22 protein-coding genes, 1 pseudogene and 1 riboswitch are annotated in these 23,582 nt (G+C 54.0%); of the genes and pseudogenes, 10 read left to right on the top strand and 13 right to left on the bottom strand.

The genetic code is table 11. The features are described 5' to 3' along the window. Positions 1-23 precede the first annotated feature (23 nt). From MMW58_RS18740 to MMW58_RS18720, 5 genes are all read right to left on the bottom strand, one after another. A complete protein-coding gene (locus MMW58_RS18740) occupies positions 24-350 on the bottom strand; it encodes an NIPSNAP family protein (RefSeq protein WP_133597208.1) in 327 nt (108 codons plus the stop codon). A gap of 13 nt (positions 351-363) precedes the next feature. Then, entirely contained in the window at positions 364-1,179 is an 816-nt protein-coding gene (locus MMW58_RS18735; RefSeq protein ID WP_241721827.1) for an N-acyl homoserine lactonase family protein, read from the bottom strand. Between the two features lie 307 nt (positions 1,180-1,486). Further along, entirely contained in the window at positions 1,487-1,654 is a 168-nt protein-coding gene (locus MMW58_RS18730; protein WP_241721826.1) for a heme-binding protein, read from the bottom strand. Between the two features lie 10 nt (positions 1,655-1,664). Next, entirely contained in the window at positions 1,665-2,891 is a 1,227-nt protein-coding gene (locus MMW58_RS18725; RefSeq protein ID WP_133597214.1) for an MFS transporter, read from the bottom strand. Between the two features lie 83 nt (positions 2,892-2,974). Beyond that, positions 2,975-3,967 (bottom strand): aldo/keto reductase, encoded by a 993-nt coding sequence (locus MMW58_RS18720; RefSeq protein WP_241721825.1) that lies wholly within the window; start codon positions 3,965-3,967, stop codon positions 2,975-2,977. Positions 3,968-4,054: 87 nt separating this feature from the next. On the opposite strand from MMW58_RS18720, the gene MMW58_RS18715 reads away from it, so the two are divergent. Further along, entirely contained in the window at positions 4,055-4,963 is a 909-nt protein-coding gene (locus MMW58_RS18715; protein ID WP_181955428.1) for a LysR family transcriptional regulator, read from the top strand. 178 nt (positions 4,964-5,141) lie between these two features. Continuing rightward, positions 5,142-5,264 (top strand): annotated as a pseudogene (locus MMW58_RS18710) (LysR family transcriptional regulator); the annotation flags it as partial. Positions 5,265-5,530: 266 nt separating this feature from the next. Here MMW58_RS18710 and MMW58_RS18705 read toward each other — a convergent pair. From MMW58_RS18705 to MMW58_RS18685, 5 genes are all read right to left on the bottom strand, one after another. Beyond that, positions 5,531-6,190 carry a nucleoside/nucleotide kinase family protein gene (locus MMW58_RS18705; RefSeq protein WP_166646115.1) on the bottom strand — a complete coding sequence of 220 codons (660 nt, stop codon included), beginning with the start codon at positions 6,188-6,190 and terminating at the stop codon, positions 5,531-5,533. Positions 6,191-6,960: 770 nt separating this feature from the next. Next, the gene (locus tag MMW58_RS18700; RefSeq protein WP_241721824.1) at positions 6,961-8,268 is read right to left on the bottom strand and encodes an MFS transporter; all 1,308 of its coding nucleotides are present in this window, start codon (positions 8,266-8,268) and stop codon (positions 6,961-6,963) included. 68 nt (positions 8,269-8,336) lie between these two features. Further along, positions 8,337-9,236, bottom strand: coding sequence for a dihydrodipicolinate synthase family protein (locus MMW58_RS18695; RefSeq protein ID WP_133597223.1), 900 nt, complete (start codon positions 9,234-9,236; stop codon positions 8,337-8,339). Between the two features lie 98 nt (positions 9,237-9,334). Beyond that, positions 9,335-9,973: a dihydroxyacetone kinase family protein gene (locus tag MMW58_RS18690; RefSeq protein ID WP_241721823.1), complete on the bottom strand. Its 639-nt coding sequence runs from the start codon at positions 9,971-9,973 to the stop codon at positions 9,335-9,337. Positions 9,974-9,982: 9 nt separating this feature from the next. Continuing rightward, positions 9,983-10,996: a dihydroxyacetone kinase subunit DhaK gene (locus MMW58_RS18685; protein WP_241721822.1), complete on the bottom strand. Its 1,014-nt coding sequence runs from the start codon at positions 10,994-10,996 to the stop codon at positions 9,983-9,985. 230 nt (positions 10,997-11,226) lie between these two features. Between MMW58_RS18685 and MMW58_RS18680 the strand changes: the two genes are divergently transcribed. Both MMW58_RS18680 and MMW58_RS18675 read left to right on the top strand, forming a co-directional pair. Beyond that, on the top strand, positions 11,227-12,249 hold the full coding sequence (locus MMW58_RS18680) for a LacI family DNA-binding transcriptional regulator (protein ID WP_241721821.1): 1,023 nt from the start codon (positions 11,227-11,229) through the stop codon (positions 12,247-12,249). 47 nt (positions 12,250-12,296) lie between these two features. Beyond that, on the top strand, positions 12,297-12,761 hold the full coding sequence (locus MMW58_RS18675; RefSeq protein ID WP_241721820.1) for a NanQ anomerase/TabA/YiaL family protein: 465 nt from the start codon (positions 12,297-12,299) through the stop codon (positions 12,759-12,761). Between the two features lie 64 nt (positions 12,762-12,825). Here the strand turns inward: MMW58_RS18675 and MMW58_RS18670 are convergent, their stop codons facing one another. The 3 genes from MMW58_RS18670 to MMW58_RS18660 all read right to left on the bottom strand — a co-directional run bounded on the left by MMW58_RS18670 (position 12,826) and on the right by MMW58_RS18660 (position 15,719). Further along, positions 12,826-13,782: a LysR family transcriptional regulator gene (locus MMW58_RS18670; RefSeq protein ID WP_159237162.1), complete on the bottom strand. Its 957-nt coding sequence runs from the start codon at positions 13,780-13,782 to the stop codon at positions 12,826-12,828. A 196-nt stretch (positions 13,783-13,978) separates the two neighbouring features. Continuing rightward, positions 13,979-15,283 carry a PQQ-dependent sugar dehydrogenase gene (locus MMW58_RS18665; protein ID WP_133597234.1) on the bottom strand — a complete coding sequence of 435 codons (1,305 nt, stop codon included), beginning with the start codon at positions 15,281-15,283 and terminating at the stop codon, positions 13,979-13,981. Then, positions 15,276-15,719 (bottom strand): DUF2231 domain-containing protein, encoded by a 444-nt coding sequence (locus tag MMW58_RS18660; RefSeq protein WP_133597235.1) that lies wholly within the window; start codon positions 15,717-15,719, stop codon positions 15,276-15,278. Before MMW58_RS18660 ends, MMW58_RS18665 begins: the two co-directional genes overlap by 8 nt. Positions 15,720-16,039: 320 nt before the next feature. Between MMW58_RS18660 and MMW58_RS18655 the strand changes: the two genes are divergently transcribed. The 6 genes from MMW58_RS18655 to MMW58_RS18630 all read left to right on the top strand — a co-directional run bounded on the left by MMW58_RS18655 (position 16,040) and on the right by MMW58_RS18630 (position 23,575). Further along, on the top strand, positions 16,040-16,918 hold the full coding sequence (locus MMW58_RS18655) for an NAD(P)-dependent oxidoreductase (RefSeq protein WP_159237160.1): 879 nt from the start codon (positions 16,040-16,042) through the stop codon (positions 16,916-16,918). 234 nt (positions 16,919-17,152) lie between these two features. Then, positions 17,153-18,118 (top strand): alpha/beta hydrolase, encoded by a 966-nt coding sequence (locus tag MMW58_RS18650; protein ID WP_241721819.1) that lies wholly within the window; start codon positions 17,153-17,155, stop codon positions 18,116-18,118. Positions 18,119-18,427: 309 nt separating this feature from the next. Then, a riboswitch (Fluoride riboswitch) is annotated at positions 18,428-18,490 on the top strand. A gap of 110 nt (positions 18,491-18,600) precedes the next feature. Beyond that, positions 18,601-19,812 carry a cation:proton antiporter gene (locus MMW58_RS18645; RefSeq protein WP_133597241.1) on the top strand — a complete coding sequence of 404 codons (1,212 nt, stop codon included), beginning with the start codon at positions 18,601-18,603 and terminating at the stop codon, positions 19,810-19,812. Positions 19,813-19,853: 41 nt separating this feature from the next. Then, complete coding sequence (locus MMW58_RS18640; protein ID WP_241721818.1) at positions 19,854-20,270, top strand: universal stress protein; 417 nt, start codon at positions 19,854-19,856, stop codon at positions 20,268-20,270. A 249-nt stretch (positions 20,271-20,519) separates the two neighbouring features. Beyond that, positions 20,520-22,058: a MutS-related protein gene (locus MMW58_RS18635; protein WP_241721817.1), complete on the top strand. Its 1,539-nt coding sequence runs from the start codon at positions 20,520-20,522 to the stop codon at positions 22,056-22,058. Further along, positions 22,055-23,575: a MutS-related protein gene (locus MMW58_RS18630; RefSeq protein WP_241721816.1), complete on the top strand. Its 1,521-nt coding sequence runs from the start codon at positions 22,055-22,057 to the stop codon at positions 23,573-23,575. The genes MMW58_RS18635 and MMW58_RS18630 overlap by 4 nt, the downstream gene beginning before the upstream one ends. Positions 23,576-23,582 lie beyond the last annotated feature (7 nt).

Genomic DNA, 23,582 nt, shown 5'->3' with positions numbered 1-23,582 from the left:
TCTTAACGACAGAAACGGCAGCGCTAGCGCAGCGCCGAAAAATCAGTGGGTAGCAGAAAGCTATTTTCGATACGACACACAATGGCCTGCTGACGCTCGCTCTCCGCGCGCTTCTCCTGCCAGGCCACGTCGGCCTGGAACGCATTCCAGCATTTTTCGCGTTCGGCCATATCTTCCCAGCTCAGCAGATAGGTCAGGGTGTGGTTGCTCTCGCCGACGGCGGTCGTCCAGAAACCAATTTGTTTAATACCGTATTTCTCAAAGAAACCGAGGGTGGTATGGCGAAAACGTTCCAGCAGCGCCGGTAGGCGACCCGGCATACAGTGGTAAATGCGCATTTCAACGATCATGGGATGCTCCTTTTCAGCATGAAGAAAGCGGCTGCGGTTGCCGATCGACGCGGACGATCCACCCCTCCGTTTCGGCGGAAGATGCCGGGTAGCGGCGTAGAACCAGGGGATCGTGACCGGGAACGATATGGTCGGCGGAGTCGGCCAGGCGTTTGACGATGTCGTAGCCTTCCATCATATCGCCAACGTTGAACACCACCGGATAGGGGCGGCCCTGTTCGATATTGGCGTAAAAGTGCGCCGCGTCCGAGGCGAGTACCACCCAGCCGCGGGCGGTATTGACGCGGACGATCTGCAGGCCGTCAGAGTGGCCGCCGGTGCGATGCAGGGTAATGCCCGGCGCCAGCTGGCCGTCGCCGTTATGAAAGCGGACGCGGCCGGCGAACAGTTTATCAACCATCGCTTTCACGTCTTCCACATCGAAGGGGTGACGGACTTCGTGGTGGCACATGCAGCGCCCGGTACAGAAGGCCATTTCGCGATCCTGCAGATGGAAGGTCGCGGCCGGGAACAGCGCGTGGTTACCGGCGTGGTCGTAGTGCATATGGCTGATAATGACGTCGGCGACGCTTGCCGGATCGACACCAATTTGCGCCAGGCCTTCGGCGATCGGATGGATGATGGTGCGCCCGCGCTGCTGCGCCATCTGCTCATCGAAGCCGGTATCCAGCACGATGGTGCGGGCGTCGTTCTGGATCACCCAGATAAAGTAGTCAATGGGCATCGGGCCGTCATGGAGATCGCCGCCGATAAAGTTGTCCCGCGCCATCCGATGGTGGTGGGCATAGCGGATTGCGTAGATTCGATACTGTTCAACGCCGGAAGACATAGTTGACTCCTTGTTAAAAGGTCGATAACTGCACGATCGTTTTTTGTAGTAAAGAGGTTATAAACTTGTATGACAATAATGCAATAATACAAGTATGATCGATTTCACAAATTTCGACCGCTGGCCGCTAAAGCGCGGCTTAATGTGATGTCGGTTCGATTTTGTCACTTGATTTGGCGGATTTTTAATGAAAGCGAGGCTAACTCCCGCGGGGATGCTCTGAGCCGCGGGAGGGGAGAAAAGGCGAAGGGGGAACGGGCGGGAGGGCGGCGCGGTGACGCGAAGGCGTATGTGCCGCCCGCCGTGGCTATGCGCGGGGCGCCGTGGCTGCCGCTATGGCAAAAACGGCAATCTGCCGGTCCCGATCTTTGCTGGCGCCGGAAACGCCGATCGCGCCGATAAGCGCGCCCTGAGCATTGCGTAGCGCGATGCCGCCGGCAATCAGGGCTTCAGCAAGCGCCAGGGTTAGGATCATCACATCATCCTCAATGGGGTAAAGGGGCGCGTTTTCGGGCATCGATCGCCGCCCAGGCGTGGATCAGCAGGCCGCAGAGCGCGAGGATGGCCCCGATCCAGCCGGTGGACTGCCAGCCGAAACCGGCGGAAATGGTGACCCCGCCCAGCCAGGCGCCCAGCGCATTGGCGATGTTAAACGCGGAGTGGTTCATCGCCGCCGCCATGGTTTGCGCATCGCCGGCGACATCCATCAGGCGAATTTGCAGGACCGAGGAGAGCGACACCATGGTACCCACCAGCATCACGGTGATCGCGCCGGGCCACGCGTAATGCGCGGTATACACGTAGGCGCTCATCACCACAATCGCCCAGACCAGCAGTAGACGAATGGTTTTTTCCAGACCGCGCTCCGCCAGGCGGCCGCCGACGATGTTGCCGATAATCATCCCCAGACCAAACATCGCCAGAATCACCGGGATCATCGCCACCGGCTGGTGGGCCAGCTCCAGCATCGTCGGCTTCACGTAGCTGAAGATTGAGAACATTCCGCCGCTGCCGATGGCGCCGATGGCCAGCGTCAGCAGCACCTGCTTGCTGGTCAGCGCCGTCAGCTCGCGCAGCGGGCTGGCCGCCTTATCGCCGGCGCGCCAGGGCACCCAGGCGCGAACCAGAATCAGCGTCAGCACCGCCAGACCGCCGACGATAGCGAAGGCGCACCGCCAGCCGAACAGCTGTCCGATGGCGGCCACTGCCGGAACCCCCAGCAGGTTAGCGATAGTCAGGCCCAGCAGCACCATCGAGACCGCCCGGGCGCGCTTAGTGCGATCCACCAGGCTGGCAGCCAGCAGCGCTGCCACCCCGAAGAAGGTGCCGTGCGGGAACCCGGAGAGGAAGCGCGCCAGCAGCATGGAGTAGTAGCCCGGCGCAACGGCGCTGAGCAGATTACCCGCGGCGAACATCGCCATCAGGGCTACCAGAAAGTCCCGCCGCGCCCAGCGCGCGCCGAGAACCGCCAGCAGCGGCGCGCCGACCACCACGCCCAGCGCATAGATGCTGATCAGATGGCCGGCGGAAGGGATCGAGACGCGCAGCCCGCTGGCCGCATCGGGTAGCAGACCCATAATGACGAATTCGCCGGTACCGATAGCGAAACCGCCGGTGCCGAGCGCGAACAGCGCCTTCAGCAGAGCGGTGCGCGAGAGGGAAACTTCATCAGTATCCTTATCGCGAGGGTGTTCATTGAGCGATGAGATCATTTTTATTTTGACTTGTGCAGGTGAACAACAAATGCGCCCCGTGCAGCGAACTGCACGGGGCGCGTCAGCGATTTTGGCCGCGATTAGCGGCGGTGCGGCGGCGCCATAAATTCCGCCCCCAGCGGTTCGGCGATATGCTGCGCGAGGATTGCGTCAATCTCCTGCTTATCCTCCACGGTCAGCTGCCAGCCGGCAACCTCTTCGAGCCCCGCCAGCTGCTGCGGACGACGGGCGCCCCACAGCGCAACGGTTGGGCCGGCGTCCAGTACCCAGCGCAGCGCCAGCGCCATTACGCTCTTGCCGAAGCGCTGCTGAGCGAAGTTTTTTAGCGCCGCAACCGCCGCAAGATAGTGCGCATAGCGCGGCGGCTGGAATTTCGGATCGATGCTGCGCAGATCGTCGGCGCCAAATATCGTTTCCGGGGTCATCCGCCCCGACAGCAGGCCGCGGCAGATAGCGCCATAGGCGAGGACCACCAGCTGATGCCGTTCAGCATAAGGCAGCAGCTCGCTTTGCGTCTGCCCGCGCTCAAATAGGTTGAGCGGCGGCTGCAGGGTCGCCAGCGGCGCCGCGTTGCGAAACCGATCCATCTGCGCCGGAGAGTAGTTGCTGACCCCCAGCGCGCGAACTTTTCCCTGCTGCTGCAGCGTTTCGAGGACGCGCGCCGTCTCCTCGACGGCCACCAGCTCGTCCGGCCAGTGGACCTGGTACAGGTCAATATAGTCGGTTTGCAGGCGGCGAAGTGAATCTTCAATCTCCTGACGGATACGCTGGGGGGTGGAATTGCGGGTAATGCAGCCCGCATCGTCCCAGTCCAGGGCGACCTTGGTGGCGATAATCGCCCGGTCGCGGCGGCCCGCCAGCGCCTTGCCGACCACTTCCTCCGAGTGGCCAAAGCCGTAAGCCGGCGCGGTATCGATAAGATTGATGCCACGGTCCAGCGCTTCGTGCAGCGTGGCAATCGACTGTTCGTCATGACTGCCGCCCCACATACTGCCGCCCATTGCCCAGGTGCCAAGACCGATACGGCTGACCGGTTGTGAAATGCCGGCGATGTGAATGGTTTCGATTGCCATGTTTCCTCCTGTCGATAGTTGGCTCTATACTAACTCATGTTAAGTTGAATTAATTTCAACGAATCCTTGATGACAGAGGGCTCTTTTATGCCAGCACCGGTTCGCGGCGAGCTCGCCGATCTGAACGTATTTTTAACTATCTGTCGGCGTAAAAGCTTTCGCCTTGCGGCTGCGGAACTTGGTGTTTCGACTTCCGCGCTGAGTCATACCATGCGCGGGCTGGAAGAACGGCTTGCCGTGCGTCTGCTCAACCGCACCAGCCGTTCGGTGGTGCCGACCGATGCCGGCGAGGCGCTGCTCGGCCATTTGGAAGCGGGCTTTTCCCATATCCGCCTGGCGCTGGATGAACTGGATCATTATCGCGAATCGCCGGTGGGGCGGCTGCGGATTAATATCCCCCGCGATGCGGCCCAGCTGCTGTTTGCTCCGGTGCTGGCGAAATTTATGGCCATGCACCCGCGGCTGCAGCTGGAGATCGCCGTCGATAATACGCTGGTGGATATCATCGGTAGCGGATATGACGCCGGGATCCGCTACGGCGAAAGCGTGCCGCGCGACATGATTGCCATGCCGCTGACCCGCAAGCTGAAGTGGATTGTGGTGGCTTCCCCGACCTATCTGACCCGTAACGCCCATCTTCCTCTCGAGCACCCCGACGACCTGTTTCAGCATCAGTGTATCCGCATGCGCCTCGGCAACGGGACGGTATATAAATGGCAGCTTAAACACTCCGGGGAGGCGCTGGCGCTGGATGTTCCCGGCTCGCTGATCCTTAATGAAACCGAGATGATTATCGATACCGCCCTGAACGGCTTCGGACTGGCCTACTGTCTGGACGTGCGGACGCGCCCGCTGCTGGAGAGCGGGCAGCTGGTGCAGGTGCTTCCCGGCTGGATATGCGAGGATGAGCCGATGGTGATGTATTACCCCAGCCGCAGGCAGCTCCACCCGGGCCTGAGAAAACTGATCGAGATGATGCGCGAGGCGATGTTGTAATCGCGAGAAAAGGGCGTCAGCACCGTTTTTTCTTGCTGCTTCGACGATAAGTAACGGTGTCACGTAAGCTTTTGAGCTGCGGGAGCGCCTTCGCGCGTCCCGGTCTGCGGATTCGACGCAATAGCGTGAGCAAAAATATGACAACCCCTTCACTCCCAGGCAGGTAGAAAATAGTGCGCCTGCTGCTGGTTGCGATTTTATCGCCATCGTACCGGTAAACTGTCCCCTCGCTTTAAAGAAACGCCTTTCGTGGGATGAACCGTTGACTCTGGATTTTATTACCTTGCAGCGTCCCTCGGCGCATACGAGATAAACTGTGTCGTACATTATGCTGATATAATTCTTTGCGGTATTTTTTTATCATTCCGTTAATTATTTTAGAATCGGATTTTCTCGTGATAATTATCAGGACAAAAAGAGGGGAGGCAATTTTTATGACCTGTTAGGTGGCCAGGGAATGCACTTCCTTATCAGAGGATAGGCAAATTTATTCATCGGCTGTCTAAAGAGTAAGCGATTCTGCTCCTGCTAGCCTGGAGTCGTTAGCGCGGCATAACTGTTTTTTTATCATTTTATTACTATGGGATTGATATAGCTGGTATTGTCGATAACCATGTCAGCGACTTCTCTGGGGCTATCTTCATCCAGGTGGCGATGATGAACAGGAATATATCTGCTTTTGTATAAATCGAGAATGCTTTGCCCAAATTTTGGCACGTCCCGAATGCTCCCTCTACTTAACATTTCTTCGACAGATATCTCTAAGAAAACTTTATAATCCAGAAAGTGTAATAAAGGAGAACGAAATAAAAGAACTCCTTCCAGAATTACGATGGTTTCTTCATTAATATCAACATGTATCTTGTTCGTGTGCTTGCCGCTGCCGAGATCTATACAGTCAATTTCTTTTTTAATTACACCGTGCTGCTTCAGCGGGCTAATGACTTCTTCAATAAGCTTTTCGTAATCAAAAGCATTATTATAAAAAGCATTAATTTCATCACCACTTTTTTGGGTCCAATTTATATCAGCAAACGGATAATGAAAGTCATCATAGTGAATAAGCTGTGTCTTTTTCCCCTGACTTTGCAGGTACTGCGCCAGTCCGTCCGCAAAATGAGTTTTACCAGAGGTATATGTTCCACTGATACCAATAATCAATGGGGTGCTAAGATTGGCTACATTTTTCTCAATGAGGGAAAATATTTTCTGCGTATTGTCTTTCACTGAACAGGTTCTCCTTGGTCCAAAACTAACTGTAAATAGAATTCACGAAATCGCTGTGCGGAAAAGTAGCTCCCTTAAAGCAAGAACAACCCAGAGTATACGATGCCGAGTATAGCACCAATATCTTACCTGGGTGAACAAGTCTAAGCCAAATATCCAGCAGCGTCGAAGATGCATGTGTTATCAGGAATATACTACAGCGTCAAGCGTCAAGCGTTGGCGAAGGCTAATTTACTCATCATCGTTATAGTAGTGGTCGCGTTGCCAGTTACTGTAGCCTGTAATCCAGGTAATATTTGTATTAATTTATACCTGGTGTCCTTTTTATCGCAGGCATGATTATGCGATAGGCGTGCATCATTTCATTAATAGACCGGTTAACTTAATGGACCCTACAATAGGATCTTAGCCCGGCACTTCAGCAAAGGAAGAACGTTAAAAAGACACAATATAAATTCAGTAGGTCAATTCAACTTTTTGGAAAAAAAAGTATCAGTCGGAATTGCAAGCAAATCAGAGGATAATTTTCCATGGCAGGTAGTCTATGCTCCGCCAAATATAAACCCCAGGCAATTAAATTACCTGGGGTTGTTTCATTTCTGACCTTCTCCGTATGCCGGTCTGATTGGGTCCGTCCCGTCCTGCATTAGGCCAGGCTGATACCTCAAACTAAAGGGATTCTTTAACTCCGAATACGCTCCAGCCGTAATCAGGAGTCATCGGCTTCTTGATCCCGAACCCGGTGCACCGGGCTAAGAGCGTGGTTATCGCTACGAATGTTCCTCGCTCCTGATAGGTTCTTTCAGAACAAAGGCATAGCTGAGAGCCCCGAGTAATAACAGAGCCGCACCGGCAAGGAAGACATTGGTAAAGTTATTGGTCGTATCGAGAATTAAACCGGCAACGATAGGGGCCAGCGCCGCGCCCAGGAAACCGCCAAAATTCTGAATGGAGCCGAGAGAGCCTACCGAGCCCGCGGGCGCAACGTCCGTCACCAGCGCCCAGATCGCGCCTGAAGGAAGCTGTGCGGCGAAATAACCAATAGTCAGTAACAACATACACAGCGGCGTACTTTCAATGTAAGGTACCGGCGCCACGGCACATGCCGCAATCAGCGCTCCGCCGACGATCGGGATCTTACGCGCGGTAATGGCTTTCATGCCTTTTCTAATCAGGAAGTCTGAAATAACGCCCCCCAGCAGCACGCCAAAAATACCGACAAAGAACGGGATGGCGGCCAGCCAGCCGGTATTCATCAGGCTCATATGACGATCGTGCTCAAGGTAACGCGGCAGCCAGGTCAGGTAGACCCAGACCGTAAAGTAAATCCCGAAACAGCCTACGACCATCCCCCACGTCGAGCGCTCGCGGAACAGGGAACCCCAGCTGCGGGAAGGTGCGGAAGATGGCTGATGGTGGTCGACAATTTTGTCTTGCGGGGCCTCTTCCGCGGTGGGTTCGCGATAAAACCGCAGCCATGCGAGCAGGATCACCAGCCCGAGAACCCCAATGACGATAAACATGCCTCGCCAGCCCATCGTCAGCATCAGGATCGTCAGTATGGGGGGCGCGATGGCGTTGGCAATCTGCGATCCGGTGTTGAACAGGGCGGTTGGAAAGCCGCGCTCTTCTTTACTGAACCAGCTATTGGTGACCTTGACGCCGGAGGTAAAAAACGGCGATTCCGTTACGCCCAGCAGCATGCGCAGGGCGTACATTATCCCAAACCCGTTGGCAAACGCGCAGAATATCGTCACCAGCGACCAGCCCCCGGCGGCAAAGGAAAACATCTTTTTGGGGCCGAAGCGGTCGACAAGATACCCGGCAGGGAGATTGGCCAGCGCATAGGGCCACAGAAAAGCCGATAGCAGTAGTCCCATCTGAAATGACGACAGGCCAAATTCAGCGGCAATGGTCGAGTTCGCGACGCTGAGATTGGCGCGGTCGAGATAGTTGACCACCGCGGCCAGCAAAATAATCACCACCAGATACCATCTGAGCTTTGCTCCGGGAATGACGTTAACTTTATTCTGGCTGAGGGCATTATCAGGTACGGATACAGAGTCTGTTCTTCTCATGAAAGAATCCTCTAAACTTCATCTTGGCATCGACGTTATTTGTTTAAAATTTATATTGTTCGTCGAAGTTAAATAGGGGCTGAGGTTTCCAGTTCGGCCAGCCCGGCAATCAGGCTCTGCACCTCTTCGGGAGTAATATTTAATTGCGGCGCGCGCATCCCGCCGGCATTAATTCCGCGATATTTAAGTCCTTCTTTAAAGTAGGACATATTGCCGCCGTTTTTCAGCAGTTCGCAATATTTATTCGCCTGGCGCTGGGCGGCGCGGGCGCCCGGAATATCTCCGCGATTAAAGGCCTCATAAATTTTGATAAAAGGCTCCGGGTAAACGCAGGAAACCCCTGAAACCACGCCATCGCAGCCCATCGCCAGTGCCGGAAGAAACAGGCGGTCGGCGCCGACCATCACGGAAAAATCATAGTCCTTGATGGCAAGGTACTGGTTGACGGTGAGGTAGTCCGGATAGCTGTATTTAATCCCCACGACATTCTTACATCTATCCGCAACGCGCTGGGCGACGTCAGCAGAGAGGTTGTTCGCGGCGCACTGCGGAATATTGTAGAGATACACCGGGAAATCGTGGGGAACGGCATTGGCGACGGCAACAAAATAAGCTTCCAGCTCGCGGTCGTTTGCGCCGAAGAATGATGGGGTCACGACGCCGATTCCGTCAGCCCCGGCCTCTACCGCATGCCGGGCAAGCGACAGCGTTTCTGCTGTGGTCATCGCACCGACGTGAATATAAACCGTCGCTCGTTGGTTATTTCTTTTAATGACGGTTTCGGCAACTTTCTTCCGCTCTTGTTCGCTGAGGCGCAACATTTCGCCGGTGGTGCCCAGCGGATAAAGACAGTGCACGCCTTTCTCAACAAGGAAATCGGTTAGCGCTTCGATGCTGTCATAATTAATGGTGTCGTCGTCATTAAACGGCGTAATCATTGCTGTGGTAATACCATATAGTTTTTTCACAGAGACCTCGTCAGATGTTGAAGGATATATTCCGGAAATGAGCGACGGGCGCCGGGAGTTCCGGATTTTTACTGCCTGAATAAAGGTGAGTCGTCTTGTTAGTTATTAACGTAGCGGCTAAGTACGCTAAAAAGAATCAGCGCGGCGGTGCCGCCGGGATCTTCTTTACCCGCGCTGCTGTCGGCAAACGCCGCCGCTTTGCCGTGACGTGGAAACATGGTTCGGGTTGCTTCCAGTCCGGCCATCGCGGCGGTATGAGCGGCTTTCGCCGCGCTGCCGAGCGGCGCTCCCGCGGCGGTTTCCTGCGCTAACGCGCCGCTGGCCGGCAATAAGACATCCAGCACGGTTTTTTCCCCGGGCTGGGCTTTTCCCCGCTCCGCAATACCCTGAGTAAAGGCGCTGAAGAAGGCGGCCAGATCCGCGGCGCTGAGCGTCATCAGCTCCGACGCCAGCGCTTTTCCCCCGCGCATAAAGCCGGTGGCCATCAGCGTTCCCATTGTCGATGGCGCCGCCCTGGCCATCGCAAAGCCGCACTGAACGAGGTAATGAGCAATCCCTTTCTCCTGCTCGGGCCGTATCTGCTGCGCGGCATGGAAGGCTTTTTGCATCGTGATGCCAAGGTCGCCGTCGCCCACGGCCTGGTCTAATTTGATCAATTCATCCCGCTTCAGGCTCATTTCGGCAGACCACGCGGCAATAAGGCCTGTCGTATCGTTAAATGTCAGTTCAGTTTTCATATCGTACCTTTAGCCATCCAGTTCCGGCTGAGAGAAGAAGGGGGTACAGGCGGAGGTGGCGAGGTAGCCCGCCAGCTCATCGTTGAGCTTACAAAGGGACAATGAAAACCCGGTCATTTCCATTGCCGTGGCGTACTCCCCCTGATACGCGTGGAATACGGTGATGCCGCGTTCGTCCAGCGTTTGTTTGACCCGGCGGAAAAGAATGTAAAGCTCATCCAGAGGCGTGCCCCCCAGGCCATTCAGCAGAACGGCAGCGCGGTCACCGAGGTTAAAATTCAGTTCGTTAAGAAGCAGGGGCAGGATGCGGTCAATAATTTCGTCGGCGGTGCCGAGCGCGGCTGTTGAAATTCCGGGTTCGCCATGGATACCCATGCCAATCGCCATTTCATTCTCGGCCACCGAGAAGGCGGCGTGACCCACTTCAGGAATGATGCAGGGTGAGAGCCCAATGCCAATCGTTCTGGTGCAATCGCCGGCCTGTTTAGCCACTCTGGCGACGTCATCGAGGGATAAACCGGCCGCGGCGGCGGCGCCGGCGATTTTATACATGAAAAAAATGCCGGCTACGCCGCGCCGGGTTGCCGCCCGCTCAGCCGGGGCCGAGCCGACGTCATCGGCCCCGCGTACGGATAGCGTTCTGATACCTTCCATCTCCGCCATCTCGCAAGCCATGTCGAAGTTGAGGATGTCTCCGCTGTAATTGCCATAGAGGTAAAGCACGCCGGCCCCTTTATCCACCGCTTTTGTCACCTGTAAAATCCGATCGGCGGACGGAGATTGAAAAACATCGCCGACGGCGCAGCCATCGAGCAAATTATTCCCGACGTACCCGAGAAACAGCGGCAGATGGCCCGAACCGCCGCCGGTGACAATGCCAACTTTCCCCGGGCGAGTCTCCTGGGCGGTCACCAGGCAGTGGCGGTCGTTATCGGCATATTTAAGGTATCGGGGGTGCGCCGCGTAAATTCCCTCGAGCATTTCCGCCACATATTCACCAGGGGTATTAACGAACTTCTTCATTTGGTAAATCCTTACAGGGCTGATATTTAATTAATGGCTTGATACCCGCCGGATATCTGTTTTGATAATGAAATTGGTCCGCTACGGCGTAAACTAAAATTTTACTAAAATGATTTTAAGAAAAAAGAATTGTGATTCCTATCACATGTTTAAATTCACTAACAGGCTAGGGTTTATAAAATAAAAGATCGTCAAATAAAGCTTGTAATACATAGGGTTGAATTCTCACCATGGTTAAAATTAAAGATATTGCTAAAAAGGCCAACGTTTCTTTGAGCGCGGTATCGATAGCGATTAACGGTAAAAAAGGATTGTCCGTAGAGACGCGGGAGAAAATCCTGAAAATTGCCCATGAATTAAATTATCAGCAATCTTCGGCACGAGAAATTCGCGGCGTATTGCGATTCCTGAAAATTGCTTTACACGGTGAAACGATCAACGAGGCGCATAACCTGTTTATCAGCGGATATATTGATGGGCTAATTGAACAGGCCGGAAAATACGGCTATGCGCTTGAGGTTGTGGGCTATGATAAAAAAAACGTTGAAGAGATCGTCAGGTCGCAGAATAGCGGAGCCCTCGCCGATGGGCTGGTCATCCTTGGCACCGAGTTCGAGCAGGGGGACTTTACGCCCCTGCGCCGATTATCAGTCCCCTTTGTGATTATCGATAATGTGAATGATTTTTTACCCTTTGATTTTATTAACATGAATAATCGCGCGGCGATTTACAATATTCTTCACCATTTCAAACGTGCCGGAATAGAGAATGTTGGGCTGGTATACAGCGATGCGCATACGCCAAATTTCAGACAACGTGAGCAGGCATTTCATGAACTGGTACCGACGATAGGGCTGAGATCCGCAGAGGAGAATCTGGTTTGCGTCAGTCCGAACGCCCGATCGGCATATGAGGCCATGCTCAGCCATATCAGGGCAGCAGGAAAAATTGCGCAAGGCTATTTTTGTATTAATGACATCGTCGCCTACGGCTGTATCAGAGCGCTACATGAATGTGGATTCCGCGTGCCCGACGATGTTTCAGTTATCGGTTTTGACGACCTCCCGGTCTCCGGGGTGATGGAACCGGCACTGACTACCGTGAAGGTGGGGAATAAAAAGCTGGGCGCCGCCGCCGTTGATTTACTGGTCAGTAAAATAGACCAGGGGCGGAATAACAACCATACCAGCGTGTTGCTCAGCGGAGAGCTGGTCAAAAGGAACAGCGTGCGCCAGCCTTCCACAAAATCATGAGCAATTACGTTATTTTGTATTAACCGCCACTTATTATTGAGGGTATTATGATTATATCAAGCTTAGAAAATGTCAGTCGTGATTATACTCCTTTAACGGAAATACTGAATCATCCCGAACTTGATCTGTCGACGCTGATAAATACGCCGTCCGGGAAGTATTCTGTACAAGGACAGGAGTGGTTCTATATTATCAGCGAAGATGAAACCAAACCTGAAACTGGTCATAAAGCCGAGTTTCATAAACTCTATGGCGATATTCAGCTGGTGATTAACGGCTCGGAAACAATTTACTTCAGGACCACTCCGCCAGATGCAGATGAGTACGGGGTAGCGCCTGCCGCAACCGATCTTTATTTTTTAGAACACGCTAGTACGAATGGTTCAGTGGTGCTGAACAAGGGCGAGTTTATTGTTTTTTATCCCGGAGAAATTCATAAACCGATGTGCCATACCGCCGGTCGCGCCGGTCGCGTCAAAAAGCTGGTGGTGAAATTCCCTTATCCGCGGTAAGAGTGAACGCGGCGTGATTAACGCAAGGGTTGCTGACGACCGTTGCGTTAATCCTGAAGGCGGGCTACCGTTCGCTGTGAGACGGGGAATTATCTTCCCAGTACGGCGGCGTTCCGACTTTCTCAACCATAAAATCAATAAAGGTTCTGACCTTGTGCGGTAAAATCCGCTTTTGCGGATAGAGCATCCAGATGGCGGTTTCGCTGGGGAACATACTAAACTCCCAGTCCGGAAAGACCCGCTGGATATGGCCTTTTTCCTCCTCCTCGCGGGATAGCCAGTTGGGCAGAATCGCAATCCCGCCGTGGTTGCAGCAGGCATAAAGCATCGCGGCGCTATCGCTGACGCTAAGCCGATAGTTAATCGGTATCCGCTGCCATTCATCTTCCGATCCGGCTCTGCGCGTATACCACCCGGCGCCGTGCAGGCGAGAAAACATCACAATATTCATCTCCTTCTGACCGTCGCCGCCGGCGCCGGGAACGACCGGAGGGCTGTTTTGCGCGATCCACCGCGGGCTGGCCCAGGCGGCGCGCGTCTGAGAGGCCAGTTTGCGAGCGTGAATGGAGGAGTCCGGCAGCACCCCAATGCGGATACTCAGATCTATTCGCGCTTCAATCAGATCCTGGATCTCATCATTAAAACTGATATCCAGAGAGATGTTGGGGTGCAGGCGGAGAAACTCATCGACAAAAGGCATGACGTGTAGCCGGCCAAAGGTGCTGGGTACGCTGATGCGCAGCAGTCCGGAAGGGTGTTTATCCAGCGCGGAAGTTAAATGGCGCGCTTCCTCCCATTGCAGGAGCAGCTGTCGGGCATGAGAGTAGAAAAAATCCCCGGTTTCCGTCAGCGTTAATCCGCGGGTGGAGCGGTTAAACAGCGTCACCTGTAAATACTCTTCCAGTTCAGAAATATGACGAGAGGCGGTTGATACTTCTATATTTAAAGCTTTGGCTGCGGCGCTAAAACTTTTATGATCGGCGGCGCTGACAAAGGTCCTGATTGCGGATAAATGGTTCATCGAATTTTACGTCTCATTTATGATGAATGTCTTTTCAGCAACCCATTGGTGTAACCACTCAGCAATAACGGTCCTGACTTTACAGCTTATCACTTTGCTTCCTCAGGTATTCCCTGCAATATTCATGGATACTGATGGTCGATGCATAAAAATGGCTTCCCCAACGGCAGGAAGCCGGATGATTAATGGCATAACGTTATTTTGCCGTGACGCGCCAGACGGTATTTCCGACATCATCGGCGATAATTAACGCCCCCTGATTATCCTGGGCAAGCCCTACCGGAGCGCCATACAGCTCTTTCTCATCCCGTGAGACAAAACCGCTGACCACGCTCTCCGGCTTACCGACCGGTTTGCTATCTTTAAAGGCGACGAAGCTGACCTTATAGCCATTGAGCGGTGAGCGATCCCAGCTGCCGTGCTCGCTGATAAAGACCCCGCCCCGGTATTTTTGCGGCAGCATCTGCCCGGTATAAAACTGCATCCCCAGCGGCGCAACGTGGGAGCTCAGGGCGTAGTCCGGCTTGATAGCCCTGGCGACCTTGTCCGGGCGAGGCGGCTGGACGCGGCGATCGACGTGCTGACCGAAATAGCTCCAGGGCCAGCCGTAAAAACCGCCGTCCTGAACGGAGGTCAGATAATCGGGAACCAGATCGGCACCTATCTCATCGCGTTCGTTGGCGATCGCCCACAGCTTCCCGCTCTGCGGCTCCCAGCCGAGGCCCGTCGGGTTCCTGATGCCGCTGGCAAAGATCCGGCTGGCTCCCGTGGCGGTATCGACCTCAAGGACGTTGGCGCGACGGTACTCCACGTCCTGGCCGTTCTCGGTAATATTGCTGTTGGAGCCGACGCCGACGTACAGCTTCTTACCGTCGGGGCTCGCCAGCAGCGCTTTGGTCCAGTGGTGGTTAATGGTATTGGGCAGGTCGGCGAGCTCGGTTCCGGCATCGCTGATGTGCGTTTCGCCCTGCTGATAGGGATAACGCATGATGCTGTCGGTATTGGCTACGTACAGATTGTTGCCAATCAGCTGTACGCCGAACGGGGAGTGCAGATGTTCGAGGAAAACATGTTTCTCCCAGCCGCTGCCGCTTTTGCGTAGCAGGGTAATGCGGTTACCGCCTTTACCGCCTTTGCCGGACTGATTTTTTACTATCCCGGCAATCAGCTGTTTCGGCGTGGTCAGCGGCTCCTCGCCGGGGCCGTTGCTTTCAACCACCAGCACATCATCGTTGGGCAGGACGTAGACCATGCGCGGATGCAGGAAACCGTCAGCCATCTTCTCAATGCTCAGCCCCTCGGCAACGTCAGGCTGCGCGCCCGCTTTCCAGCCGACGCCGGACGGAACCTGCATCGGCGGCATCAGGTAATCCTGTGCTTTTGGCATCACCGGATCCGGCCCGGTTTGTTGATCCGGGGACAGTTTTGCTTTTTCATCACATCCCGCAAGGACCAAAGTCAGCGTTAACATTACTGGTAGGGGCAGTAATATTCTATTCATGGCGATAACCTTTATTTTTTGTATGGCAGGAGGAGCTGATAATGTTGGCAAGCAGCACGCAGATAACGGTGAGGGTCGAATAGACCACATTTTGTGGCGCAATCGCGTAAGCATCGCGGCTGTGGACAAAACAATTCACAATGGCTGAAAGAATGGCGATGACGTTCAGCCAGAAATCAATTTTTGCCGCCGGGAGTCGCGGGGAAGGGGCGACGAACCAGACCTGCGCGAGGTTAATCAGCCGCGGAACGATGGCGAAAATCAACCCCAGGGCAATAAGCCAGCTGGCGCTTTTTCCCCACATGACGTTGGTGCTATAGAGATAAATAATATCAAAAATCCATCCGGCAATAAAAAAGCCATACGGCACGGGGTTGAGAAGATTATAAATTATCGTCGCCAGCGTATTACGCCGGCCATAAGAGTTTTCACTCATATTATCAGTTCCTCGTCAGGGAGAATAAAGGCGTGCGGAGTTTTCTGCTGTCAATAACGTTATGAGAAGAGGCGAATGACAGCATGCTAAATAACCCGACTAATGAGTCTGTATTAACATTATAAACGCGGAAATAATTATACATATTGTTAATAAGTTCGATATATCAATATGCGGAAATCTGTTTTGCAGAAATCACCATACCTGATGGTGTTATAGTTAGTTATGGTGATATTCAGCTAAATCGACTACGCAGAGCGCTCCGGGCAAAGCCAGGGGAAACTGCGTGGGATGTTAATCGTGATGTGGGAGAGTATGGAATGAATTTACCGGTTGTCGCCGTTCTTGGGCTGGGTGCGATGGGGCACGCTTTTGCCAGCAATCTGCTAAAAAATGGTTTCACCGTCCACGGCTGGAACCGTTCGCCAGAACGCGGGGACGATCTGCTGGCCGGCGGGCTCATCCGGCATGCGACGCCGCAGCAGGCGGTGGAATCTGCCGAGGTGATTCTGTCAGTCCTGACCGATGCGCAAGCTACCCTGCAGGTGATCCAGCAGATCGCCCCGGGGTGCCGGGAAGGGGTTGTTTTTTGCCAGATGGGGACCATTGGCGTTGAGGAGACCCGGGAAGCCATCGGCCTGCTGGAATCCCTGTCTCCTTCGTCAACCTATCTCGATGCCCCGGTTTCGGGGACCAAAAAACCGGCCGAGAATGCGCAAATTCTGGTACTCGCCAGCGGCGATCGTCAGCGAAGCGCGGCGGCTGAGCGCGTATTTGCCGCCATTGCGCGCCGCACGCAATGGTTTGGTGAGGCCGGCAGCAGTCAGAAAATGAAGCTCGTGCTGAACGCCTGGCTGATTACGATGATGGAAGGCGTGGCCGAGAGCGCATTGCTGGCGGCAAAATTAGGCTTTACCCCGGCAGAGTTCTGGCAAGCGCTGGATGGCGGCCCTCTGGCGGCACCCTATGTCAAAGGCAAGCTGGAGATGATTGCGGAAAACCGTTTTCCTGCGCAAATGCAGCTCGGCCACGCGCTAAAAGATGCCAATCTGGCGCTCGATGCGGCCGCAGACACGGAGCTGCCAATCCTGAGCAAAATCGCCGATTGCTGGGAAGAGGCAGCCGCAGATGGCTATGCCGGTCAGGATCTGGCGGCGGTTTATGCCTGGCTTGCGGGCCAGCCGGCAGACAAGCGCTGAGCGTAGAGGGCTTGGGTGAATGCGGCGTTAAACCCGCCGCGCTCTTCGCCTGGCCCAGAGACGCGGCGGTTGTACCAGCGTTTATACCGGCGGTCATGATGATGCGTGATGGCGCGGCGCTTATCGATGGCCCGGCGCCGCCGTAGCCTACCCGCCTGTTTCGATAGCCATTTCTGCTAACCGTATGTAATGTAGTAAGTTTAAATTTCACCGCTAAAAAAGGAATAATAACGGATGTACGCTCGCGAGTATCGAAACGGGGGGCGTCGCAGGATGCTGTTTTCAGCGCTCGTTTGTGTGGCTCTCCTCTACGGCGCGAAAGGGTATGCTAAACCGGATATGGCGCCGCTGGGGCCGAATATCGCCGATCGCGGCTCTGCGTTTTACCATTTCAGGGTCGAAAATTTCGACTCGGCTGACGGAAGGAGACATTACCGGGTCTGGACCGGTATTCCGGATAAAAAAGCGCCGGCGTCGGGTTACCCCATCCTTTATATGCTGGATGGCAATGCGGTGATGGATCGTCTGTCGGAGCCGTTGCTTAAGCAGCTTGCGGAAAAATCCCCTCCCGTCATTGTCGCCGTTGGTTACCAGACCAATCTACCCTTCGATCTGAATGCCCGGGCTTATGATTATACGCCCGCGCTGGAAGTGAAGAACGGGGAGGCGGTAGGGAAGAGCGGGCGCTACCAGCGTAAAGGCGGCGGCAGCGAAGATTTTCGCCGGCTGCTGGAGATGCGTATCGCGCCGAATGCAGAACGGGGGATTAAAATCGATCCTGAGCGGCGCGGTGTCTGGGGGCATTCTTACGGCGGTCTGTTCGTCCTGGATTCGTGGCTATCATCCTCTTTCTTCCGTTCGTACTACAGCGCCAGCCCCTCTTTGGGAAGAGACAATTTCTCGTTATTAGCCCGGCTAACGGCGAGCGATAAAGCGCAATATTGTCATAAGAGTTTGTTTTTCATGGAGGGATCCGCATCTCCGGGGAAAAATGCGCAAACTCAACCTACTGATACTATGAGTAAAATCCACAACGGCGTGTCCGCCATGCGGAAAAGTGGGCTCGCGGTGGAATACTGGGATTATCCCGGGGTGACGCACGGACCGATGTTGAACGCCTCTTTTCGGAGCGCGTTATTGCACATGAGTACCGGGAGGACGCTCGGAATATCACAATGTGATAAGTCCGCCAGCCGTTGAAGGGGGGCTGTGGGCGGGCTGCGCTGTCCACGGCCCCTATTTATCAGCTTATGATGCGCGGTCGGCTGTTATCAGAAATGCAGCCCCACCTGCATCGGGTAGGTTCGGTCCGGTTGGCGATGTTGGTGTCGGAAATAGCGGGAAGCGAGCCTCCGCCACTGGCTCGGAGGGCTTCACGGGGCAAGACGTTTGACGGCGGTCATTAAGGCAACAGCGCCCTTCAGAGTCGCTGGAAGTGAATTTAACGCGCACTCCTGCCTTTAAAAAAACAGCTTCCCCCGCTGGCAAATATCCTCGTTCATTGCTACTTTTTGTACAGGAGATGGCATTCCTCCTTTAACCGCCCTTTTGGCTGATGATGCCTACGCAATCTCGATCCTGACTCTATGAGTGTGGGTCCCTATTTGTGTAGGAGTCGTTATGCATCACGCTACTTTAGTTCTTAATCCCGCTCAGCCAGCCCGTTTTTTACGGGGGCTCCTATGACTCAAATTTGGTTCCAGGCCGCGCTGTGGCTGGGCCTGGCGCTGGTCGCCACCCTGGCATCCATTTATCTGCGCATCGCCACCGCGCTTTCCGAAATTGTGGTTGGAACGATTGCCCAGCTGGTGATTGGCGCGCTGCTGGGGGCGACGATTCTGGCGGGAGACGCCAGCTGGGTGCAGTTTTTATCCGGGGCAGGAGCAATACTGTTAACCTTTCTTGCCGGCGCCGAGCTCGATCCAGCGGTATTCAGAAAGCAGTGGAAACAGGCGCTTATTGTCGGCCTGATGAGTTTTTTCCTTCCCTTTTTTCTCTGCTCAGCCCTGGCCTACTGGGGGCTGGCGTGGAGCCTTCCGGCAAGCTGGCTCGCGGGTATTGCCATGTCGACGACGTCGGTGGCGGTGGTATACGCCGTCATGCTGGAACTCGGCATTAATACCACCGGATATGGAAAAATGGTGCTCGCCGCCTGCTTCGTTACCGATCTGGCCACGGTGATTGCCCTGGGGCTGATTTTTGCACCTTTTACGCTGAAGACCCTGGCCTTTACCGGCGCTATGGCGGCGGCCGCATTTCTGCTCCCCTGGCTAACGCCGCGATTTTTTAAACGCTTCGGCGAACGCCCCTCTGAGCTCGAAGCTAAATTTTTGATGCTCTGCCTGTTCGCGCTGGGAGGGCTGGCGACCTGGGCCGATAGCGAAGCCGTGCTGCCGGCGTATCTGATTGGGATGGTGCTGGCGGGGACCGTAGGTAAGGATCACGCCCTTATCCGCCGCCTCAGAACCATGACGTTTGGGCTGCTGACGCCGTTCTACTTTATTCGCGCGGGCTCGCTGGTCTCTTTACCCGCTTTGGCGGGGGCGCCGGGAGCGTTTCTGCTGCTGCTGGCGGTGAAAATGGCCAGCAAGCTGGCGGGGGTTTATCCGCTCAGCCGGTTCTATGGTTCATCGCATCAGGAGGGAATGTACACCACGCTGCTGATGTCAACCGGACTCACGTTTGGCACCATCTCGGCCCTTTTTGGGCTGTCGCATCATCTGATCGACGAAGCGCAGTATTCATCGCTGGTCGCCGCCGTGATCGGCAGCGCGGTGATCCCGACCCTGATCGCTAATGCCTTTTTCCTGCCACGTCATCTCCTCCCTGAACATGATTCTCATCGGATGACCGCAGATGACGTGGCGGAAAAAAAGGGCCAACGACCCCATTGAGCTCCATCCATTGAGCCTGACGTGAAGAGGATAATCTCGTGATGAATAACATACTGATTGCCTACGATGGTTCGGATCCGGCAAAAGAGGCGATGGATTTCGCCTTTGAACTTGCCCGCCATTTTAATAGCGAGCTGCACGTTATTGCCGTGTGTCAGCTGCCTGAGTTTGGCGGTGAAGTGGAAATGCAGGATTTCGTTAGCCGCACGCGCGCTTATTTCAACCAGATGATGAGGAGTCTGAAAAAACAGTATCCGGAGCTGAAAAAGGAGACCCGGTTTCATGTTGCAATGGGACATCCGGCAGAACAAATTCTGCGCTATGCCGATGGTCATGGTATCGATCATATTGTCGTTGGGCACCGGGGGAACACGCAATTTTCCCGCTGGTTGCTGGGTTCCGTCGCCCGGCAGGTCGTGGATCACGCCCGCTGTCCCGTGACGGTGATCCGCAAATGATCGGCAATATTATTTTTTGTGGCGTTTTTTACGCGATATTCGCCGCGGTGACCATAACGCAAAAGCATAAACGCAAATAATGCCGAGAATGAAGAGAATCAACGCCATAACTAAATAACCCATGCTGGCCTCCCTTTGGCAACAGGAACAGTATAGCAGCATGCCAGTTTTATTATCCGGCAGTTAGCCGGCGAAATGAAATGAGGCAGAGCCATGGGGATATATCCGGAATAATAGCCTGGAGGGACTATGGAATTTATTAGCATATTATATGCCAGCCTTGACGGAAGCCAAAAACATCACCTTAGCATCCATGAGCCCGCGTGCTTCTCAGATCTTAATCTTGATAAAGTTGTGGGTGCGATAACCCATGGGCGGGAAGAGTACGATATAAAACCCTGCTTTTACTCTCCTCTCGAGTACCAGGAGGACATCTACTATCGCCAGGGGGTTATTCAGGATGTGGCTAATGAAAATCTCTATAGCGCGCTTATGGAATATTCATCCAGCATGCAAAAAATCAGGGGGATTGCCGGGAAAAAGGAAAACCGCTACTACCACTATCAGCACAGGCGCTGGCAGCTGGAATGTATCCTTCTTTACTGCCAGGCGGTGACGGCGCTGCGCGATCGGCTATGCGCACTGCCCCTGAGCTCCTGCGGGATGACGAATTTCAAAAGCTATCTTATTCGCTACGTTGAAAGCGACGCTTTTACGCGGCTATCTGCCACAGCCCTAAAAATACAACATCAAATAGATACCATTCGCTATAGCCTGAAGATAAAAGGTGACACAATTAGCGTTTGCCGTTATGCCAATGAAATAAACTACAGTGATACCGTTCTCAACGTTTTTGCTAAGTTTAAACAGCGCGATGTACAGGCTGAGGTGGATCTTAAAAGCCACGACGGCTATATGAATGATGTTGAAGCCAGGATCCTCGATCGTGTCGCCAGGCTTTTTCCGGCTATATTTTCCGGGCTTGATGGGTTTATCGAATCTCATCAAGAGTATCAGTGCCGTACGCTGGTGGTTTTTGAACGCGAAATCCAGTTTTATCTCGCCAGCATCGCCTACATCCGTAAATTCCAGCAGCGAGGGCTGGCGTTTTGTATCCCGCAGATCAATCGCCACAAAAAAGAGATCGCCGTTGCCGCCGCGTTTGATTTAGCGCTTGCTGATACCCTTTTGGAGAAAGAACACACGGTGGTCTGCAACGATTTTCACCTGCAGGGGGGAGAACGTATTTTAGCGATCACCGGTCCTAACCAGGGCGGCAAGACCACTTTCGCCAGAATGGTGGGCCAGCTCCACTACCTTGCACTGCTGGGGCTGTATGTTCCGGCAAAGGAAGCGAATCTGTTTCTCACGGATAATATTTTCACGCATTTTGAAAAAAGTGAAAATATTCATAATCTGCGGGGGAAACTGCATGATGACCTGGTAAGAATAAAAGCGATACTCGATGCGGCCACCTCGCAAAGCCTCATTATCATGAATGAAATATTCACCTCAACGACATCCCACGATGCGATATATCTGGGTACCCGCATTATAGAAAAAATACTCAAGCTGGATGCGTTTTGTCTCTGCGTGACGTTTATTGATGAGCTCAGCGGGTTGGATCGGGCCATTGTCAGCATGATGAGTACCGTTGAAAACGATAGCCAGGCGTCCAGAACCTATAAAATTATCAGGAAGCCCGCGGACGGCGTGGCCTGGTCGACAACGCTGGTTCAGAAATACGGGCTCACCCATGAGAAAATTAAAGCGAGGTTAAACGGATGAAAGCCTGGCTGATGTATAAAGATGCGGACTTTATTGTGGACGATCTCTTTGCGGATAGCTTCAACGTCATGATGAAGGATCTGGAGCTCAATGTGCTATTTCAGGCGCTTTCTGGCGGGGATGCGTTTTTATACTCGGTAGTCAAAAAGGCCTGCTCGCAGCTCCTTTCGGAGGTTCAGGATATTGAATACCGGCAGGCTATCCTCAGGGACTGTCTGTATAACCCGCAGGCGATCGGCGAGTTTTATCAGGTCGTGGTGGAGTGTCTGGCAATGGAGAAGGAACATCTCCACTACGGCGTCTTCGGCCATTACCCCTCGGCGGTGCTGCATCAGTCGATTACCTTTACCCGCTTCCTGCTGGCAAACTTAAGAAAGATCCGCAGTATTGCGGAAAAAAATCTTTCTCATTTTGAATCTCCAGGAATGGCCCGACTATTTTCCATGCTTATTCAGGAGCTGAATGAGGTCTATCTCGGCGTTATCGAAGAGCATCTTAAACAGATGACCTTCAAAAAAGGGATATTAATGAGCGCGAGGCTCGGAGTGGGAAACAGGGGAGAGGAGTACATTCTCAGGCAACCCAATCCCCCGACTCAGGGATGGTTGCGACGTTTTTTCGCCAAAAAGCCGGAACGCTATACGGTTCAGATAGCCCCGCGCGATGAAAATGGTTTCCGGGCGCTCAGTGATTTACAGGATCGGGGGCTTGTGCTGGTTGCCAGCGCGATGGCGCAGTCGACCGCGCATCTGCTCAATTTTTTCAAATCGCTGCGCGTCGAGCTCGGGTTCTATGTGTCCTGCATTAACCTTGCGCAGGCGCTCAATAAGCTCAATATGCCCCGCTGTTTTCCCGTGCCGATATACCGGCGAGAGCGCCATCTGGTTTTTGAATCACTGTACGACGTCTGCCTGGCGCTGGCGGCCGGCAAGAATATCGTCAGTAATACGTTGAAAACTGATAATAAAAATACGTTTATCATTACCGGTGCCAATCAGGGCGGGAAGTCCACTTTTTTGCGCAGTATTGGCCTGGCGCAGGTGATGATGCAGAGCGGAATGTTCGTCTGCGCAGAGTGTTTCAGTACCGATATCTGCAGGCAGATTTTCACCCATTACAAATGTGAAGAGGACAGCCACATGGTCAGCGGGAAGCTCGATGAAGAGCTCAGGCGGATGCGGGATATCATGAATCTTCTGCAGAAGGACGATCTGGTCTTATTTAATGAATCTTTTTCCGCAACCAATAGCAGGGAAGGCGCGGATATTATCAGGGGGATCGTTACCGCGCTGGCGGAAAGCCGGGTTAAGCTATTTTTTGTTACCCACAGCGCAGAATTTGCCTGCGCGTTTTATCAGGAGTATCACCAGGATACCCTCTACCTCTGCGCCGAAAGAGGCGACGATGGCGTCAGGACGTTCCGGATCGCGCAAGGCGCACCGCTGGATACCAGCTACGGGGAAGATCTCTTTCAGGCGGTTTTTACCCCTGATTTACCCGCTTCCCGGGCTAAATAGCGGCACC

The sequence above is a fragment of the Klebsiella sp. HC6 genome, from assembly GCF_022605325.1.
Taxonomy (GTDB): domain Bacteria; phylum Pseudomonadota; class Gammaproteobacteria; order Enterobacterales; family Enterobacteriaceae; genus Klebsiella; species Klebsiella terrigena.
The sequence above is the reverse complement of the archived record's forward strand: the minus strand, read 5'-3'. Positions and strand labels throughout refer to the sequence as shown.